Origin of the sequence: Pseudomonas sp. EA_65y_Pfl2_P78 (genome assembly GCF_963970495.1) — a bacterium.
Taxonomy (GTDB): Bacteria; Pseudomonadota; Gammaproteobacteria; order Pseudomonadales; family Pseudomonadaceae; genus Aquipseudomonas; species Aquipseudomonas baetica_A.
The window spans coordinates 26,448-44,388 of record NZ_CAXAON010000004.1 but is presented as its reverse complement, the minus strand read 5'-3'; the positions used below and the strand labels follow the sequence as shown (position 1 = coordinate 44,388).

Below are 17,941 nucleotides of genomic sequence, written 5' to 3'. Positions count from 1 at the left end.
AACCATCGCGATACTGGCGCCTGTTTTTAGAGCGCCGGGTTCTACCCGGACACTGTTTTCCGACCTTCAACCGTCGGTTGTGCCCAGGATGGTTCAGCCATCCCACTCATCTTCGGAGATTGCTATGCGTCTTGCTTCCACGAAAACTGCGGCGGCCCTGTGCGGTGGCCTGTTACTGGCCATGAGCGTTCCGGCCAGTGCTGCAGTCGACGCCAAACTGCTCGACATGCTCAAGGCTAACGGTTCGATTTCCCAGGCGCAGTATGTAGAACTGCAAACTGAACTGGCCAAGGATCAGAAGGCTCAGCAAATCGCCCAGCAGGCGCAGCAAGAGACCAATGAACAAGTCGCGGCTGTCGCGAAGAAGACCAACGAACAAAGCGTCTTCGACCAGAAACTGGCCTGGGCTGCCAAGACCCAGTTCAAGGGTGACGTGCGCATCCGCCAGGAGACCGTCAAGATCGACGGCGAAGCCAACAACGGCGGCCGCGAAAAGGATCGTCAGCGCATCCGTGCACGTCTGGGTGCCTACACCGAGATCAACCCGCAAGTGGACACCGGCATCCGTATCGCCACCGGCGGCGGCGACGATGCTCGTTCGACCAACCAGGACCAGGACAACTACTTCGACAAGAAGCAGATCTGGCTGGACCTGGGCTACATCGACTACCACCCTGATGCGATCAAGAACCTGCATGTGATCGGCGGCAAGATGCTGCAACCGTGGGTGAGCATGGGCGACGTGATCTGGGACGGCGACATCAACCCGGAAGGTCTGGCCGTCACTTACAAGTACCCACTGGGCAGCAGTGCCGAACTGTTCGGCAGCCTGGGCAACTACAACCTCAAGGACAACGTCGACGGCGAAGGCGTGCAATTCCGTCACGACCTGCGCCTGACCTCCGGCCAGTTGGGTAGCCGCATCGCCATCACCGACAACCTGAAACTGACCGTTGGCGGCAGCGTCTACGCCTACCAGAACGATCAGGACAGCCGTTGCACGGGCTCTTCCACACCGTGCGCACTGGCCGTCAATGGCAACTCGGCCAACAACGAATTCCGTCTGTACGAGGGTTTCAGCCAGATCGACATCGGCGGTCTGCCAATGCCGCTGTCGTTCTACGGTCAGTATGTGAAGAACAACGATGCCGTGACCGATCAGGACACCGCCTGGTTGCTCGGCGCCAAGTCGAAAGTCTTCGGTCTGAACCTCGACTACAACTATCGTGACGTGCAGCGCAATGCTGTGGTCGGCGCCTTTACCGATTCCGACTTCGCCAACGGCACCACCGGTTCGCGTGGGCACAAGTTCAAAGTCGGCTACGACATCGACAAGAATTTCGCCCTCGGCGCCACGTACTTCCTGACCAAGGCTGACTACTCCAGCCGCACTCAGCGCGACGCCGACACCAACATTCTGCAACTGGACGCAGAAGCGAAGTTCTAAGCAACAGAGCAACAGATCTCAGGCGATGCGCTTCTCATCCGGGTGCAGCGCTTGAGATGCTTCAACAGTCTGGCGCGGCTACGGCGATCCCCATCATCCGTGTGCCGCAGGCGCGTCAGTCTGCTTCTCCCCCTAGGGGCTGTCTTCCCGAAGCCGCGCCGCCAACCGCTCGGCCAACGCATCCACCCCCTCTTCAGGTTTCTCCGGCATCGCCTTCAGCGTCGCCTGCATCAATCGCATCTGGCGTATAAAGCGCCGGCAATTGGGGCAGAACATCAGGTGATGACGCACCATTAGTTTTTCGCGAAAGCTCAGCTGGCCATCGAGATAATCGCTGGAGCGCGCCACTTGTTCCTTACAGGTCAGCATTCCCCGGTCTCCTCAAAATGCTCCACTGTCGCGAAGACTTTCAGCCGCGCACGATGCAGCAGCACACGGACATTGGAGAGCGATATCTCCAGAAGATTACAGATCTCTTCGAGCTCAAGGCCTTGGCGTTCGCGCAACAACAAAACGCTGCTTTGCAGTTCCGACAGGTTGAGCAGTGTGTGTTCGAGGCACTCACGCAACTCGCTTTCGGTGAGCAGCGCTTCAGGCGTGTCCTGGTGCCAGGCGAACGGTGCGATCAGCCAGTGGCCATCGCCGGGGGAAAAGCGGTCATCATCAATGGTGCCGTGGGGTGACGGCAGATCATCCATCAACACTTCGCGGCGATTGTGCTTGTAGCGACTCTTGGCCGAGTTGGCGGTGATGGTCAGCAACCAGGTCTTGAGACTGGAGCGGCCTTCGAAACTGCCGATATGGCGCACTACCGACAGCCATGCATCTTGCACCACTTCTTCGACGTGACGCTGGCCGACAATCGCATAAGCGACGGCGCGCATGGCGCTTTGATAAGTCGTGACCAGTTCCTTGAAAGCCTGTTGCTCGCCTGCCAGCAAACGCGCGAGCAGTTGGGTGTCGTCAACCGCCATCCATCAATCCCCTTGTTCCGACTTCGAAAATGATAGCGGCAGGATTCGCCTGAAGCGTCTCCTGCCGCCATTTCCGAAAACTACAGCGTTTCAACCGATTCGGATGTAGGAAAGGTCAGCGTGATTAAGCGGAAATTAAACCACTTTCAACGCTTGCGCAGAATCACGCTACCGATCGAGTAACCCGCACCGAACGAACTCAATACCGCCAGCGAACCGGCAGCCAGATCATCCTGATACTTGTGGAAAGCAATCACGGAACCGGCAGAGCTGGTGTTGGCGTAAGTGTCGAGGATCACCGGGGCTTCCTCTTCGGTGGCGTCGCGGCCCAGCAGTTTGCGCACGATCAGATGGTTCATGCTGAGATTGGCCTGATGCAGCCAGAAACGCTTCACATCGCCGACATTGAGCTTGTTCTCTTCCAGATGCGTACCGACCAGTTCAGCCACCATCGGGCAAACATCCTTGAACACCTTGCGGCCTTCCTGCACGAACAGCTTGTCGCGAGTACCGACGCCCTCTTGCGCTGCGCGGTTGAGAAAGCCGAAGTTGTTGCGGATGTTGTTGGAGAACTTGGTCAGCAGTTTGGTGCTGACCACGTCGAACTGGTATTTGGACGTAGCCAGATCGGCGCACTCGATGATCACGGCCGTGGCGGCGTCGCCGAAGATGAAGTGGCTGTCGCGGTCACGGAAGTTCAGGTGACCGGTGCAGACTTCCGGGTTGACCATCAGGATCGCCCGGGCCTGGCCCAGTTGCACGCTGTTGGCGGCTGCCTGAATGCCGAAGGTGGCCGAGGAACAGGCCACGTTCATGTCGAAACCGAACCCCTGAATGCCCAGGGCTTCCTGGACTTCGATGGCGATGGCCGGGTAAGCACGCTGCAAGTTGGAGCAGGCGACGATCACGCCGTCGATGTCAGCGGCGGTTTTGCCGGCGCGTTGCAAGGCTTGTTCGGCAGCACCGATGGCCATTTGGCAAAGTACCGACCATTCCTCGTTGGAACGCTCCGGCAGACGCGGGACCATGCGCTGCGGATCGAGAATGCCTTCTTTGTCCATGACAAAGCGGCTCTTGATGCCCGAGGCTTTTTCGATGAAGGCGGCGCTGGATTCCGTCAGGGCCTGGATGTCGCCGCTGGCGATGGCGTCTGCGTTGTCCGCGTTGAATTGCGCAACGTAGGTATTGAAAGACTGCACCAGCTCTTCGTTGGAGATGCTGTTGGCCGGGGTGTACAGGCCGGTGCCGCTGATGACGACATTATGCATGGTCGTTTCTCTAATCTGTTCAGGCAGAAAGTGCTGGAACCGTCGTACCAACACACAAAGGGTCTATTCCCATCCGGGGGACGCAAACCTGGCATCGTTTTATTCCGTTGCGTGACCACGCCGAAGGCTCTGGGTCGCGAAACAGGCATTTATGGTCGCGAAGTTTGCCATAAACCCAAGGTTTTGGCCCCTTTCTCAAGCACAACGCAAATCCCAAGGCGGGGGGCTTGCTCGCGAAGGCGGTGTGTCAGTCACCGAATCAGTTATCTGACACTACGCCTTCACGAGCAAGCCCGCTCCCACAGGGGGATTGTGCACGTCGATAGATCTAGGGTTCGACCTGGGTCCATTGTTTATTCAGGCGCTTATCGGAAATCGGCACTTTCGTTCCCAACTGCTGGGCGAACAGCGAAACCCGATATTCCTCCAGCCACCAGCGATACAACTCAAGCTGTGGATCGCGTTTGCCTTCCTGGGCATGCTTGGCGGCGCGGGCCTGGTATTGGGCCCACAAACCGGCCAGATCACCGCTCCAGACCCGATCCTTCTGCAGTTGCGCGCCCAGTTTTTCAAAACGCTGCTCGACCGCTTTCAGATAACGCGGCAGCTCCTTGAGCCATTGCATCGGCGTTTCCCGCACGAACCCCGGGTAAACCAGATGACTGATCTGTTGCTTGATGTCATTCAACGCCACGGCTTGGGCCAGATCGATCTTGCCCTTGAAGCGCTTTTGCAGGCCATGCCAGATCTTCAGAATCTCCAGCGTCAGCCGCGCCACGCGCTCGGCGTGTTCGGTCCAACTGCCACGCTTGCGTTCGGCCAGCGCCGCCAACCCTGCACCGTCACGCGGCAACGGGTCTTCGCCGTCGAGAATGCAACTGTCGAGACTGGCCAGCAGAATGTCTTCGACCAGCGCATCGACCCGGCCCAGTTCACGGTAGAGCAAGCCCAGTTCGGTCTGCCCCGGCAATTTTCCGCGCAGGAATTTGGCCGGTTCGGCCAGTTGCTGCATGAGCAAGCGCTGCAACGCACGACGATGCTGGAACTCGGCTTCGGCCGGGGTCGAGAACCGCCCTTCCTTGACCGTGCCGCCCTCTTCCACCAGCGCCGGGTAGACCGTCATCGACAGCCCGGCAATTTTCTGCTGAGTTTTTGCTGCCACCGGCGCGAAGACTTTCGCCTCCACCGGCTGCTGACTCTTGGCACTCTGCGGCACGGCCAGTGCGGCCTGACTGGCTTCGGCGAAACGCGCAGTCAGTTCGGCCAGATCCCGTCCTTCGCCAAGGAATTTGCCTTGGCCGTCGACGATTTCCAGGTTCATGCGCAGATGCCCTTCGACCTGCTGCGCCGCTTCCGCCCACGCCTCATCGCTGACCCGCGCACCAGTCATGCGCAACAACTCGCGCCCCAACGCCTGGGGCAGCGAGCCCTCGGCGAAGGTCATGCGTTGCAGCGCAGCCTTGATGAAGTCCGGCACCGGCACGAAGTTCTTGCGCAACGCTTTGGGCAGATTGCGCACCAGAGCGATGCACTTGGCCTCGATCAGCCCCGGCACCAGCCATTCCAGACGCTCCGGCGGCAGCATCGGCAGCAACGGCGCCGGCACCCGCAGGGTCACGCCGTCACGGGGGTGATTGGGTTCGAAGTGATAACTGAGCGTCAGTTCCAGATCACCGATGTGCAAGGTGTCGGGGTAATGCAGCGCGGTGACTTCACTGGCCTCGCGGGCCAGCACGTCTTCTTCGCGCATGATCAGCAGTTGCGGGTCTTTCTGGCTGTTGATCCGGTACCAACTGTCGAACGTCGCGCTCTGGTGAATCTCCGCCGGCAGCCGCGCATCGTAGAAGGCGTACAGGGTTTCTTCGTCGGCCAGAATGTCGCGGCGACGGGCCTTGGCTTCCAGTTCATCGAGCTGTTCGAGCAGTTGTTTGTTGGCGCTCAGGCACTTGGCTCTGGACTGAATCTCGCCCCGCACCAGACCTTCGCGGATAAACAGCTCACGCGAAACCACGGGGTCAACCGGGCCGTAATGAACCGGTCGGCGCCCGACCACAATCAGCCCGAACAGGGTGATCTGCTCGAAGGCCACGACCTGGCCGCGCTTCTTCTCCCAGTGCGGTTCGAAGTGATTTTTCTTGATCAGATGCCCGGCCAGCGGCTCGATCCAGTCGGCGTCGATCTTGGCGACCATGCGCGCATAGAGCTTGGTGGTCTCTACCAGTTCGGCGGTCATCAGCCATTGCGGACGCTTCTTGCCGATGCCCGACGACGGGTGAATCCAGAAACGTCGCTGACGGGCGCCGAGGTAATCGCCGTCCTCGGTTTTCTGGCCGATCTGGCTGAGCAAACCGACGAGCACCGCTTTGTGCAGTTTCGGGTAATCGGCTGGTTCTTTATTGAGGCTCAACTGCATGTCGCGGCAGATCAGGCTCAACTGGCGATGGGAATCACGCCACTCGCGCAGACGTAAATAGTTGAGGAAGTTCTTGCGGCACCAATTGCGCAACGGGCTGGCGGTCAGCGCCTGGCGCTGTTCTTCAAAACCACGCCACAGATTGACCAGGCCGGCGAAGTCGGAATCGACATCCTTCCATTGCGCGTGAGCCTGATCCGCCGCTTGCTGGCGCTCCGGCGGACGCTCGCGCGGGTCCTGAATCGACATGGCACTGGCGACGATCAGCACTTCCTGCAAGCTGCCCAGTTTCGCCGCTTCAAGCAGCATGCGGCCCATGCGCGGGTCGACTGGCAGGCGCGCCAACTGACGGCCGAGCGGGGTCAACTGACTGTTGCGATCCACCGCCGAGAGTTCTTGCAGCAGGTTGAAACCGTCGCTGATCGCCTTGCCGTCCGGCGGCTCGATGAACGGGAACGCAGTGATTTCGCCGAGGCGCAGATGCAGCATCTGCAAGATCACCGCCGCGAGGTTGGTGCGCAGAATCTCCGGGTCAGTGAATTCCGGGCGACCGAGGAAATCTTCTTCGCTGTACAAACGTATGCAAATGCCCGGCTCGACCCGGCCGCAGCGGCCCTTACGCTGGTTGGCGCTGGCCTGGGAAATCGCTTCGATCGGCAAACGCTGAACCTTGGCGCGGTAGCTGTAGCGGCTGATGCGCGCAGTGCCGCTGTCGATCACGTAGCGGATGCCCGGCACGGTCAGCGAGGTTTCGGCGACGTTGGTCGCCAGCACGACGCGACGGCCGGGGTGCGACTGGAAAATCCGCTGCTGCTCGGCCGGCGACAGGCGCGCGTACAGCGGCAGAATCTCGGTGTGTTTGAGTTGGGCCTTGCGCAGCATGTCGGCGGCATCGCGAATTTCGCGCTCACCGGGCAGGAACACCAGCACATCGCCTGGGCTGCGACGTTCGCTGCGCTCGTAGGCGGCAATTTCGTCGAGGGTGGCGAGGATTGCCTGATCGACGGTCAGGTCGTCCTCAACGCGGTTGCCCTCCTCGTCCTGCTCCAGGGTCAATGGGCGATACCAGGTGTCCACCGGGAAGGTGCGGCCGGAGACCTCGACAATTGGTGCGTCATCGAAATGCTTGGAGAAACGCTCCAGATCGATGGTGGCCGAGGTGATGATGACCTTCAGGTCGGGACGGCGCGGCAGCAGGGTTTTCAGATAACCGAGCAGGAAGTCGATGTTGAGGCTGCGTTCGTGAGCTTCGTCGACAATGATCGTGTCGTAGCGTTCCAGATAGCGGTCGTTCTGGGTTTCCGCCAGCAGGATGCCGTCGGTCATCAGTTTGATCAGGGTGTTGGAATCGCTCTGATCTTCGAAGCGTACCTGGTAGCCCACCAGCGACCCGAGCGGCGTCGCGAGTTCTTCTGCGACGCGACTGGCAACACTGCGGGCAGCGATCCGCCGTGGCTGGGTGTGGCCGATCAAACCGTGTTGGCCGCGACCGATTTCCAGACAGATTTTTGGCAACTGCGTGGTTTTGCCCGAGCCGGTTTCGCCCGCGATGATCAGCACCTGATGCTTTTCCAGCGCCTTTTTGATCTCGTCACGCTTGGCCGCAATCGGCAGGCTGTCGTCGTAACGAATCACCGGCAGGCTGGCCTTGCGCGCCAGCACTTGATCACAGGACGCCTGCATGCGCGCCACCCACTGGGCCAGCTTGGCCTCGTCTGGCTTTTTGCGCAGCTCAAGCAACTGCCGCCGCAGCCGGTGGCGGTCGGCGAGCATGGCGTAGTCGAGGTTTTTCAGCAGTTTGTCGATGGAGGGCGATTCTTCGGTCATCGGGTACGCAATTCAGTCGTCTAGTGGCGCAGGGTGGCGATTGTCGCAGAAAAGCAGCTACAAGCGGCAAGCTACACGCCGCAAGTTGAATCAACTGCTGGCCTGAAGCTTGTCACTTGCCGCTCGTCGCTGCTGTTATTCGTTATCCAGGCCCTTGCGCCGGTACGGGAAGACGTCGATGACCTTCCCTGCCCGAATCGCCTCCTGCAGGCTCTTCCAGTAATCGGCGTTGTACAGCTCGCCATGCAACTGATCAAACAATTTGCGTTGACCGGCATCGGCGAACAGGAACGGCGGAAACTCTTCGGGAAACACATCCAGCGGCCCGATCGAGTACCACGGCTCTGAAGCCATTTCATCCTCTGGCGTGCGCGGGGTCGGGATGTGGCGGAAGTTGGCTTCGGTCAGGAAGCAGATTTCGTCGTAGTCATAGAACACCACCCGCCCGTGACGGGTGACGCCGAAGTTCTTGAGCAGCATGTCGCCGGGAAAGATATTCGCCGCCGCCAATTGCTTGATCGCCAAGCCGTAATCCTCCAGTGCCTCACGCACCTGCGCTTCGTTGGCGTTCTCCAGGTACAGGTTGAGCGGGGTCATGCGCCGTTCAGTCCAGCAGTGGCGGATCAGCACGCTATCGCCTTCCACCGACACCGTGGACGGCGCCACTTCCAGCAATTCTTCAAGGCACGCGGGGTCGAACTTGCTCAGCGGAAAACGAAAATCGGCAAACTCCTGGGTATCGGCCATGCGCCCAACCCGGTCGACACTTTTCACCAAGCGGTATTTCTCGATGACCGTGGCGCGGTCGACGTTTTTCGACGGTGAGAAACGGTCCTTGATGATTTTGAACACGGTGTTGAAACCCGGCAGCGTGAAGACGCTCATCACCATGCCGCGCACACCCGGGGCCATGATGAACTGATCGTCGGTGCTGGCCAGGTGATTGATCAGCGCGCGATAGAACTCGGACTTGCCGTGCTTGTAGAAACCGATCGAGGTGTACAACTCGGCGATGTGCTTGCCCGGCAAAATGCGCCGCAGAAAGCCGATGAACTCCGCCGGCACCGGTACGTCGACCATGAAATACGAGCGGGTGAAGGAGAAGATGATCGACACATCGGCTTCATCGGTGATCAGCGCATCGATCTGAACCCCACGCCCTTCGCGGTGCAGCAGCGGAATCACCAGCGGCCATTGCTCGTCGCGGGTGTAGATGCGCCCGACCAGATACGCGCCCTTGTTGCGGTACAGAACCGAAGAAAACAGTTCGACGCTCAGTTCCGGATCCTTGCAGACCCAGTCCGGCAGGTTCTCGCGCAATTGCGCTTCGAGGCGGTGCAGGTCACCGGGCAAATCGGCGTAATCCTCACCGAAACGGTAGTCGGCAAAGATACTCGCCAGCATCCCGGACAACTGACCTTGCGGCTTGTAGGTGCGGGTTTGCGCGGCGCGTGCTCGGCGCAGGCTCGGCCGGGTGGTGTGGATGAACATGCAGCCGTCGCTGATCAGGTCATGGCTGAACAGCCCGCAGAAAATCGAGTTGTACCAGGTCTCGGACAGCTCATCGTCGAAGCGCAAATCGATGACGCGGATGTAGGCGCTTTTCACCAGTGGCCAGCCATTGACGTCCATCAGTGCTTCGTCGTCGAAATGTTCACGCAGCCGGGCGATGGTTTCGCCGACCTTGTCTTCGTAGAGGTTGATCCGCGCCGCCGAGGCCGTCTGGATCTCCTGCCAGCGCGCCTGCTCGAAGCGCTCCCGGGCGCCGTCAGTGATCCGACGGAAATGCTCGCGGTAATCGTCAAAGCCATCGAGGATCATGCGGGCGATGTCGGGGGCTGGCCATTGCTGCGGCATAGATGAGACCTCTGCGTGCATTCGGAATGCCTGAGCTTAGCCACGGAACCGGCCGCAGGTGAAGTGCAATTTGTGCCAAAACCGCGTCGTGGTTGCACATGACAGGAATTATTCGTTGCCGGCGTCAACATTGAACCGGTCGGACCAAAGTTAAATGCCCCAATAGCGGTTGCCATCGTCAGGGCGCTCGGCAACACTCTCGTCCCGATAAAGGAAGGAGTGTCACCGTGAGCCCCGTCGATATTTTCCGCATGCTGTCGCTCGCTGCTATATGGGGCGCGAGCTTCCTGTTCATGCGCATCATCGCGCCAGTGGTCGGTACGGTGCCGACCGGGTTTTTGCGGGTATCGATTGCCGCTGTCGGTCTGGTGGTGATCCTGGGGTTGATGCGCGTGCGCTGGGATTTCAAAGGCAAACTGAAAACCGTGATGCTGCTGGGCGTGATCAACTCGGGCATCCCGGCCACCCTGTATTCGGTCGCGGCCCAAGTATTGCCGGCCGGCTATTCAGCGATTTTCAACGCCACCACCCCCTTGATGGGCGTGCTGATCGGCGGACTGTTCTTCAGTGAAAAACTCACCGTGGCCAAACTTGGCGGGGTATTCCTCGGACTGTTCGGCGTCGGCGTGCTGACCCGTGCCGGCCCCGTGGCGTTTGACCTGCAATTGCTGATGGGCGCCATTGCCTGCCTGCTCGCGACCACGTGTTACGGTTTTGCAGGATTTCTCGCGCGACGCTGGCTGGATCAGGCAGGTGGACTGGACAGTCGCCTCTCGGCCCTGGGCAGCATGCTCGGCGCGACGCTGTTCCTGCTGCCACTGTTCGGCTACAGCGTGATCACCGCACCACCGGCAAATTGGGGCGGCTGGAGCGTGTGGCTGTCGCTGCTGGGCCTGGGCCTGGGCTGCACCGCATTTGCCTACATCATTTACTTCCGTCTGCTGAGTTCCATCGGCCCGGTCAAGTCGATGACCGTGACCTTCATGATCCCGCCGTTCGGCGTGTTGTGGGGCGCGTTGTTTCTCGATGAGCCGCTGTCGATGGCGCACATCTATGGCGGGGTGTTGATTGCACTGGCGTTGTGGTTGGTGCTAAAGCCGGCGGTGGTCAAATCTGCCCGAGCCGCCGCGCAGTAATTCAGCAGATGCAAAAAGGCCCGGGCATCATCTCCCGGGCCTTTTTTTACGCAAGGTTTTATGCGGTTTTACGGAACACAAACGCCAGGCCAACGATGATCAACAGCATCCCCAGCACACTCAGCGCGGCCAGGCGATTGCCGAAGATCAAATAATCCATCACCGCCGTCACTGCCGGTACCAGGTAGAACAAACTGGTGACATTCACCAGATTGCCCCGGGCGATCAGGCGATACAGCAACAGTGTCGCCAGCACCGACACCACCAGGCCCATCCACAACACCGGCACGATAAAACCTGCGCTGTGTTCAAAATGAAACGGCTGGAACGGCACGAAAACCCCACACAACAACAGCCCGGCCAGGTACTGCACCGGCAATGTGCCCAGGGGGTTGTCGGTGATGCGTTTCTGCATGATCGAACCCAGGGTCATGCTCGCCAGCGCCAGCAGGCCAAACAGCATTCCCGCCCAGGACATCCCGGCCAAACCCATCCCCTGATAAACCACCATGATCAGACCGGCCAACCCCAGCGCCAGACCGAACATCCGGCTTGCCGAGCGCTGCCGCTCCATCAAGACAACGGTGAGAATCGGCTGCACGCCCATGATGGTTGCCATCACGCCCGGGGTTACTTTGGTGTTCAAGGCCAGCAGATAGAAGATCTGATAAGCCCCCAGCAACACCACGCCTGTGGCAATCGCAAACAGCATCGGCTTGCCGCCCTTGGGCCGTTTCAGCTTGAGCAACGGAATCAGCAGCACCAACCCGCCCAAAGCAATGGCAAAGCGAATCAGCAGGAACGCAAACGGTGAAGCGTGGGCCAGGCCCCATTTGGAGAAGATCGCGCCGCTGCTCCACAGCAGCACGAACAGGCTCGTGGACATCGCCGCAAGCGCGGTTTTTTTCGACAGGACAAACATGAATACCACCTGTAGTCAGGCAAATAGCCAACTCAGCCGAGGCTGAAATTCAGTAGTTTTCTGGCGGGCGCAGGGGGCAGCAGAGAATGCTGATCAGCCCGAAACGCCAACGCCCGGCGGTGCTACGACTGCGCACACCGGCGTGCTACTGACAGGTGGAGGGTAATGACTGATCTGCTTGGTCTGCTGATTCCCGCACGGCACGACGCCAGCGTTGAGCGCTGAATCGACTACCGCGTTGATGAGGGATGCAGGCATTTGGGCAGATCTTTGTTTGAGGGTGGCTGGGTGAGTCGTTGGGCTCACGATGGCCGACTATAACCAGCGCGGGACATGGATTGCAATGATTTTGGCTGCGTGTCGGTAGCGACAGATTCAAGGGCATTGCTTCGGCCAGACATGGCTCGCAAGCCATATCGACGAGTATCGAAGACGAACCAAGCCTCCTTGCCGACTGTCCTGTTTGCCTGTATTCCGAGATAAAAAAAACCGCTCACAAGGAGCGGTTCTTCGTTTCGGGTTCGGCCTCAACCAAACAGCCAATACCCGAGTAACGTCAACACCACCACCGCCAGGATCGGGCGCATCACGCGGTAGGCTTTCGGATTGCGGCGCTTCCACTGCTTGACCACACCGCTGAACCTGTCGCTGAAGTTCTTGCTCCAGGCGTAAGCCTGGTTGATGCCGCCAACGCGTTCGTCGTCGAGGTTCTGCGGCGCAGTCGCACGGCCCAGCCACCCACTGATAAAGCGGTTGATGCGGGTCATCAGGCGATTGCTCAACGGTCGCTCGATGTCGCAGAACAGGATCACGCGGGTCTTGTCGGTTTCGTTCTTGACCCAGTGCACGTAGGTCTCGTCGAACATCACGTCTTCACCGTCACGCCATGCATAGACCTGACCGTCGACAAAGATCCGGCAATCGTCGGAGTTCGGTGTCGACAAGCCGAGGTGATAACGCAGCGAACCGGCAAACGGGTCGCGGTGCGGGTTCAAATGGCTGCCGCCCGGCAGCAGCGCAAACATGGCGCCTTTGACGTTGGGGATGGCACTGACCAGCGCCACGGTTTTCGGGCACAGGGTTTCGGCAGATGGCAGCGGTTTGTCGTACCACTTGAGGTAGAAACGCTTCCAGCCCTTCTTGAAGAACGAGCCAAAACCGGCGTCGTTGTTCTTCTCGGCAGCGCGAATGTAGCCCTCGTCAAACAGGTGCATGGCCTCGTCGCGGATGGTTTCCCAGTTATCGCGCAGCACATCCAGTTCCGGGAATTTGCTGCGATCCAGATAGGGCTTGGACGGCACGCCGGAGAACAGGTACATCAGGGCGTTATACGGGGCGAACAGCGCCGAGTGGTTGACGAACTGACGCAGTACCGGCAAACGCGCCTTGCCGCGCAAATGCACATAGAGCGTACTGCCCACAAACAGCAGCAACACCAAAGCCTTGGCGGTAAACGAAAAGGTCATCAACAACTCCCAGGAAAAAGACAACGCTACGCCATGCCACGTACCCGGCATGGCAGCCGGCCATGATAAACACTACTGGCCAAGGGAAAAACCCATCCAACCCAAGATTCAGTGTCAAGCCTTGCGCAACAAAGCCTTCAATAACATAACGCCCCTGAATCCTGGCTGATCTGAATCAATCCGCTTACTGCTGGTTCTCCTGCTCAGTGAACAGATCACTGAACAGCATGCTCGACAGATAACGCTCACCCGAGTCCGGCAAAATCACCACGATGGTCTTGCCCTGCATCTCGGGGGTCTCGGCCAATCGCACGGCCACGGCCATCGCCGCACCGCAGGAAATGCCGCACAGGATGCCTTCTTCCTGCATCAGACGCAGCGCCATGGCTTTCGACGCTTCGTCGGTGACTTGCTCGACCCGGTCAACCATCGTCAAATCGAGGTTTTTCGGCACGAACCCGGCACCGATACCCTGAATCTTGTGCGGGCTCGGCTTGATCTCTTCGCCGGCCAGCGCCTGGGTGATCACCGGCGATGCCATAGGCTCCACGGCCACCGATAGAATCGGTTTGCGTTGGGTATTCTTGATATACCGCGAAACACCGGTGATGGTTCCGCCGGTACCGACCCCGGCCACCAGCACATCGACCGCACCGTCGGTGTCATTCCAGATTTCCGGCCCCGTGGTTTTTTCGTGGATAGCCGGGTTGGCCGGGTTATCGAACTGCGCCGGCATGAAGTATTTGCCGCAATCACTGGCAACAATTTCTGCCGCTTTTTCAATGGCGCCTTTCATGCCCTTGGCGGGCTCGGTCAACACCAGTTCGGCGCCAAGGGCCTTGAGGACTTTGCGACGCTCAATGCTCATCGATGCCGGCATGGTCAGCATCAATTTGTAACCACGAGCGGCCGCCACGAAGGCCAGGCCAATGCCCGTATTACCCGAAGTCGGCTCGACGACGGTCATGCCCGGCTTGAGTTTGCCGCTGCTTTCGGCGTCCCAGATCATGTTGGCACCGATCCGGCACTTGACCGAATAACCGGGGTTGCGCCCCTCGATCTTGGCCAGGATGGTCACCCCACGCGGCGCAATGCGATTGATCTGCACCAGCGGCGTGTTGCCGATGGAATGGGCGTTGTCAGCGTAAATACGGCTCATGGCTGGGTCCTTATGCAGCATTGAATTCAGCGCTCAAAGGTATGCCTGTTACCCATCACAGTCCAGTCGGGTCGAACGTCTGCGGCGCATGACAGTCCATCGCTTTATATCGTTTAGGAAATGTCGCCATGAAGCGTCGTTATAGCTGGCCGTTATGGACTCTCGCCACGATTGTCGTGCTGCTGATCGCACTGCACATCGCCCTGCCCTACCTGGTGCGTGACTACCTGAACGGCAAACTGGCGGACATGGGCGACTATCGCGGCCAGATCACCGATGTGGATCTGGCACTGTGGCGTGGCGCTTACAAAATCAACGGCCTGAAGATCGTCAAGGTCGACGGCAAGGTGCCAGTCCCGTTAGTCAATGCACCGCTGATCGATCTTTCCGTGAGTTGGCACTCGCTGTGGTACGACCATGCCGTGGTGGCCGAGGTGCAATTCATCAAACCCGAAGTGAACTTCGTCGATGGAGGCAATAAACAGGACTCCCAGACCGGTAAAGGCACCGACTGGCGTGAGCAACTGGGCAAACTCCTGCCGATTACGCTTAACGAAGTGCGGATCAGCGACGGGCGGATCAATTTCCGCAACTTCAATTCCAAACCACCGGTGAACATGAATGCGACAAATGTCGATGCCAGCCTCTACAACCTGACAAACGTGGTCGACACCGCAGGTAAACGCAACGCACGCTTCGAGGGCAAAGCGCTGTTGTTAGGCCACGCGCCTCTGGAAACCACCGCGACCTTCGATCCACTGAGCAACTTCGAAGACTTTGAGTTCCGCCTGCGCGCCCGTGATATCGAACTCAAGCGCATGAACGACTTTGCCTCGGCCTATGGCAAGTTCGACTTCAACGCCGGCCATGGTGATGTGGTGATTGAGGCCAAAGCCGAAAACGCCAAACTTACCGGTTACATCAAGCCGCTGCTGCGCGATGTCGAAGTGTTCAACTGGCAGCAGGACGTGGAAAACAAGAACAAAAGTATCTTTCGTTCGGTCTGGGAGGCACTGGTCGGCGGCACTGAAACCGTGCTTAAAAACCAGGGCAAGAATCAGTTCGCCACCAAAGTCGAACTCAGCGGTAACGTCCATCAGCAAGATATCAACGCGTTCGAAGCGTTCTTGCAGATTTTACGCAATGGATTCATCCAGGCGTTCAACGCGCGGTATGAGCGACCCAAGCCGGATGCGGGTTAGTGTGTTTGGGGCAGCTTCGCAGCCATCGGGGACGAATCCCCTCGCCACAGGGGTGTTTGTCTGGCCCGAGACCAAAACCCAGTCAGCATGTGACGCTCCATTCAGAGACTGAATAACCCGTCTGCGTTCACAGTCGACCGGGGGGCGCGTTATAGTCGGGCATCCGATTATTTCGCCCCCGCCCTGCCCGTTCAGGTCGGCGTTACCGTTCGAGGATTAGCAGATGAAGTTCGAAGGCACCCAGGCCTACGTCGCCACCGATGACCTGAAGCTGGCGGTCAACGCCGCCATCACCCTGGAGCGGCCGCTGCTGGTCAAGGGTGAACCGGGCACCGGCAAGACCATGCTCGCCGAGCAACTGGCCGAGTCGTTCGGCGCCAAGTTGATCACCTGGCACATCAAGTCCACCACCAAGGCCCATCAGGGCCTCTACGAGTACGACGCGGTCAGCCGTCTGCGCGACTCGCAACTGGGCAACGAAAAAGTCCACGATGTTCGCAACTACCTGAAGAAAGGCAAACTCTGGGAGGCATTCGAGTCCGAAGAGCGGGTCATTCTGTTGATCGACGAAATCGACAAGGCCGACATCGAGTTCCCCAACGACTTGCTGCAAGAACTCGACAAGATGGAGTTCTACGTTTACGAGATCGACGAAACCATCAAGGCCAAAAAACGCCCGATCATCATCATTACCTCCAACAACGAGAAAGAACTGCCGGACGCCTTCCTGCGCCGCTGCTTCTTCCACTACATCGCCTTCCCCGACCGCACCACCCTGCAGAAAATCGTCGACGTGCATTATCCGGACATCAAGAAGGATCTGGTCAGCGAAGCGCTGGACGTGTTCTTCGACGTGCGCAAGGTTCCGGGCCTGAAGAAGAAGCCGTCGACCTCGGAACTGGTCGACTGGCTGAAGTTGTTGATGGCCGACAACATCGGTGAAGCGGTACTGCGCGAACGCGATCCGACCAAAGCGATTCCGCCGCTGGCCGGTGCGTTGGTGAAGAACGAACAGGACGTGCAATTGCTTGAGCGTCTGGCGTTCATGAGCCGTCGCGGCACCCGCTAAGAGGCTGATGCCATGCTGCTCAACCTGTTCAATGAAATGCGTGCAGCCAAAGTGCCGGTATCGGTGCGCGAACTGCTCGATCTGATCAACGCGCTGAAACAGCGCGTGACCTTCGCCGACATGGACGAGTTCTATTACTTGTCCCGGGCGATTCTGGTGAAGGACGAACGGCATTTCGACAAGTTCGACCGTGCGTTCGGCGCCTACTTCAATGGCCTGGAAAAACTCGACGATCACTTGCAGGCGCTGATTCCCGAAGATTGGCTGCGCAAGGAGTTCGAACGTTCGCTGAGCGACGAAGAGCGCGCGCAGATTCAGTCACTTGGCGGCCTGGACAAGCTGATCGAAGAGTTCAAAAAGCGCCTGGAAGAACAGAAGGAGCGCCATGCCGGCGGTAACAAATGGATCGGCACCGGCGGCACCAGCCCGTTTGGCTCTGGCGGCTTCAACCCGGAAGGCATTCGCGTTGGCGATGCCGGCAAACGCCAGGGCAAAGCGGTAAAGGTCTGGGATCAGCGCGAGTACAAGAACCTCGACGATTCCGTGGAGCTGGGCACGCGCAACATCAAGGTCGCCCTGCGCCGCCTGCGTAAATTCGCCCGTCAGGGTGCGGCGGAAGAGCTGGACATCGACGGCACCATCGATCACACCGCCAAGGACGCCGGACTGCTGAACATCCAGATGCGCCCGGAACGGCGCAACACCGTGAAACTGTTGCTGCTGTTCGACATCGGCGGCTCGATGGATGCCCATGTGAAAACCTGCGAGGAGCTGTTCTCGGCCTGCAAGACCGAGTTCAAACATCTTGAGTACTTCTATTTCCACAACTTCATTTATGAATCGGTGTGGAAAAACAACATGCGCCGCACGTCCGAGCGTTTCGCCACTCAGGACCTGCTGCACAAGTACGGCGCCGACTACAAAGTGATCTTCATCGGCGACGCGGCCATGGCGCCTTATGAAATCACCCAGGCCGGCGGTAGCGTCGAGCACTGGAACGAAGAGCCGGGTTATCTGTGGATGCAGCGCTTCATGGAGAAGTACAAGAAACTCATCTGGATCAACCCGTACCCGAAAGATACGTGGGGCTATACCTCGTCGACCAACATAGTGCGCGACTTGATCGAAGATCAGATGTATCCGCTGACGTTGCGCGGCCTGGAAGAAGGCATGCGGTTTCTGTCCAAGTAAAAATACTCGA

Annotated in this window: 14 protein-coding genes; 5 read left to right on the top strand and 9 right to left on the bottom strand. The window is 59.0% G+C overall.

The genetic code is table 11. The features are described from left to right. Window positions 1-124 precede the first annotated feature (124 nt). Entirely contained in the window at window positions 125-1,447 is a 1,323-nt protein-coding gene (locus AACY02_RS05300) for a putative porin (RefSeq protein ID WP_221729360.1), read from the top strand. A gap of 132 nt (window positions 1,448-1,579) precedes the next feature. On the opposite strand, the gene AACY02_RS05295 is transcribed toward AACY02_RS05300, so the two are convergent. The 5 genes from AACY02_RS05295 to aceK form a co-directional block, all read right to left on the bottom strand. After that, a complete protein-coding gene (locus tag AACY02_RS05295; RefSeq protein WP_339431055.1) occupies window positions 1,580-1,816 on the bottom strand; it encodes an anti-sigma factor family protein in 237 nt (78 codons plus the stop codon). Then, window positions 1,810-2,421, bottom strand: coding sequence for an RNA polymerase sigma factor (locus AACY02_RS05290; RefSeq protein WP_339431054.1), 612 nt, complete (start codon window positions 2,419-2,421; stop codon window positions 1,810-1,812). The genes AACY02_RS05295 and AACY02_RS05290 overlap by 7 nt, the downstream gene beginning before the upstream one ends. A gap of 146 nt (window positions 2,422-2,567) precedes the next feature. After that, window positions 2,568-3,689 carry a beta-ketoacyl-ACP synthase III gene (locus AACY02_RS05285; protein ID WP_339431053.1) on the bottom strand — a complete coding sequence of 374 codons (1,122 nt, stop codon included), beginning with the start codon at window positions 3,687-3,689 and terminating at the stop codon, window positions 2,568-2,570. Window positions 3,690-4,017: 328 nt separating this feature from the next. Then, a complete protein-coding gene (gene hrpA, locus AACY02_RS05280) occupies window positions 4,018-7,929 on the bottom strand; it encodes an ATP-dependent RNA helicase HrpA (RefSeq protein WP_339431052.1) in 3,912 nt (1,303 codons plus the stop codon). A 135-nt stretch (window positions 7,930-8,064) separates the two neighbouring features. After that, complete coding sequence (aceK, locus tag AACY02_RS05275) at window positions 8,065-9,786, bottom strand: bifunctional isocitrate dehydrogenase kinase/phosphatase (protein ID WP_339431267.1); 1,722 nt, start codon at window positions 9,784-9,786, stop codon at window positions 8,065-8,067. 227 nt (window positions 9,787-10,013) lie between these two features. On the opposite strand from aceK, the gene AACY02_RS05270 reads away from it, so the two are divergent. Further along, a complete protein-coding gene (locus AACY02_RS05270) occupies window positions 10,014-10,922 on the top strand; it encodes a DMT family transporter (protein WP_339431051.1) in 909 nt (302 codons plus the stop codon). Between the two features lie 58 nt (window positions 10,923-10,980). On the opposite strand, the gene AACY02_RS05265 is transcribed toward AACY02_RS05270, so the two are convergent. From AACY02_RS05265 to cysK, 4 genes are all read right to left on the bottom strand, one after another. Beyond that, window positions 10,981-11,844, bottom strand: coding sequence for a DMT family transporter (locus tag AACY02_RS05265; RefSeq protein WP_339431050.1), 864 nt, complete (start codon window positions 11,842-11,844; stop codon window positions 10,981-10,983). A gap of 93 nt (window positions 11,845-11,937) precedes the next feature. Beyond that, window positions 11,938-12,102: a hypothetical protein gene (locus AACY02_RS05260; RefSeq protein ID WP_339431049.1), complete on the bottom strand. Its 165-nt coding sequence runs from the start codon at window positions 12,100-12,102 to the stop codon at window positions 11,938-11,940. Between the two features lie 269 nt (window positions 12,103-12,371). Further along, entirely contained in the window at window positions 12,372-13,310 is a 939-nt protein-coding gene (locus AACY02_RS05255) for an aspartyl/asparaginyl beta-hydroxylase domain-containing protein (RefSeq protein WP_339431048.1), read from the bottom strand. 184 nt (window positions 13,311-13,494) lie between these two features. Further along, window positions 13,495-14,469 (bottom strand): cysteine synthase A, encoded by a 975-nt coding sequence (cysK, locus tag AACY02_RS05250; RefSeq protein ID WP_339431047.1) that lies wholly within the window; start codon window positions 14,467-14,469, stop codon window positions 13,495-13,497. Between the two features lie 128 nt (window positions 14,470-14,597). Here cysK and AACY02_RS05245 point away from each other — a divergent pair, with 128 nt between their 5' ends. The 3 genes from AACY02_RS05245 to AACY02_RS05235 all read left to right on the top strand — a co-directional run bounded on the left by AACY02_RS05245 (window position 14,598) and on the right by AACY02_RS05235 (window position 17,931). Further along, window positions 14,598-15,671, top strand: a complete 1,074-nt coding sequence (locus AACY02_RS05245; protein ID WP_339431046.1) for a DUF748 domain-containing protein — start codon at window positions 14,598-14,600, stop codon at window positions 15,669-15,671. Between the two features lie 223 nt (window positions 15,672-15,894). Then, entirely contained in the window at window positions 15,895-16,740 is an 846-nt protein-coding gene (locus AACY02_RS05240) for an AAA family ATPase (protein ID WP_007911294.1), read from the top strand. Window positions 16,741-16,752: 12 nt separating this feature from the next. Continuing rightward, a complete protein-coding gene (locus AACY02_RS05235; RefSeq protein ID WP_339431045.1) occupies window positions 16,753-17,931 on the top strand; it encodes a vWA domain-containing protein in 1,179 nt (392 codons plus the stop codon). Window positions 17,932-17,941: the final 10 nt, after the last annotated feature.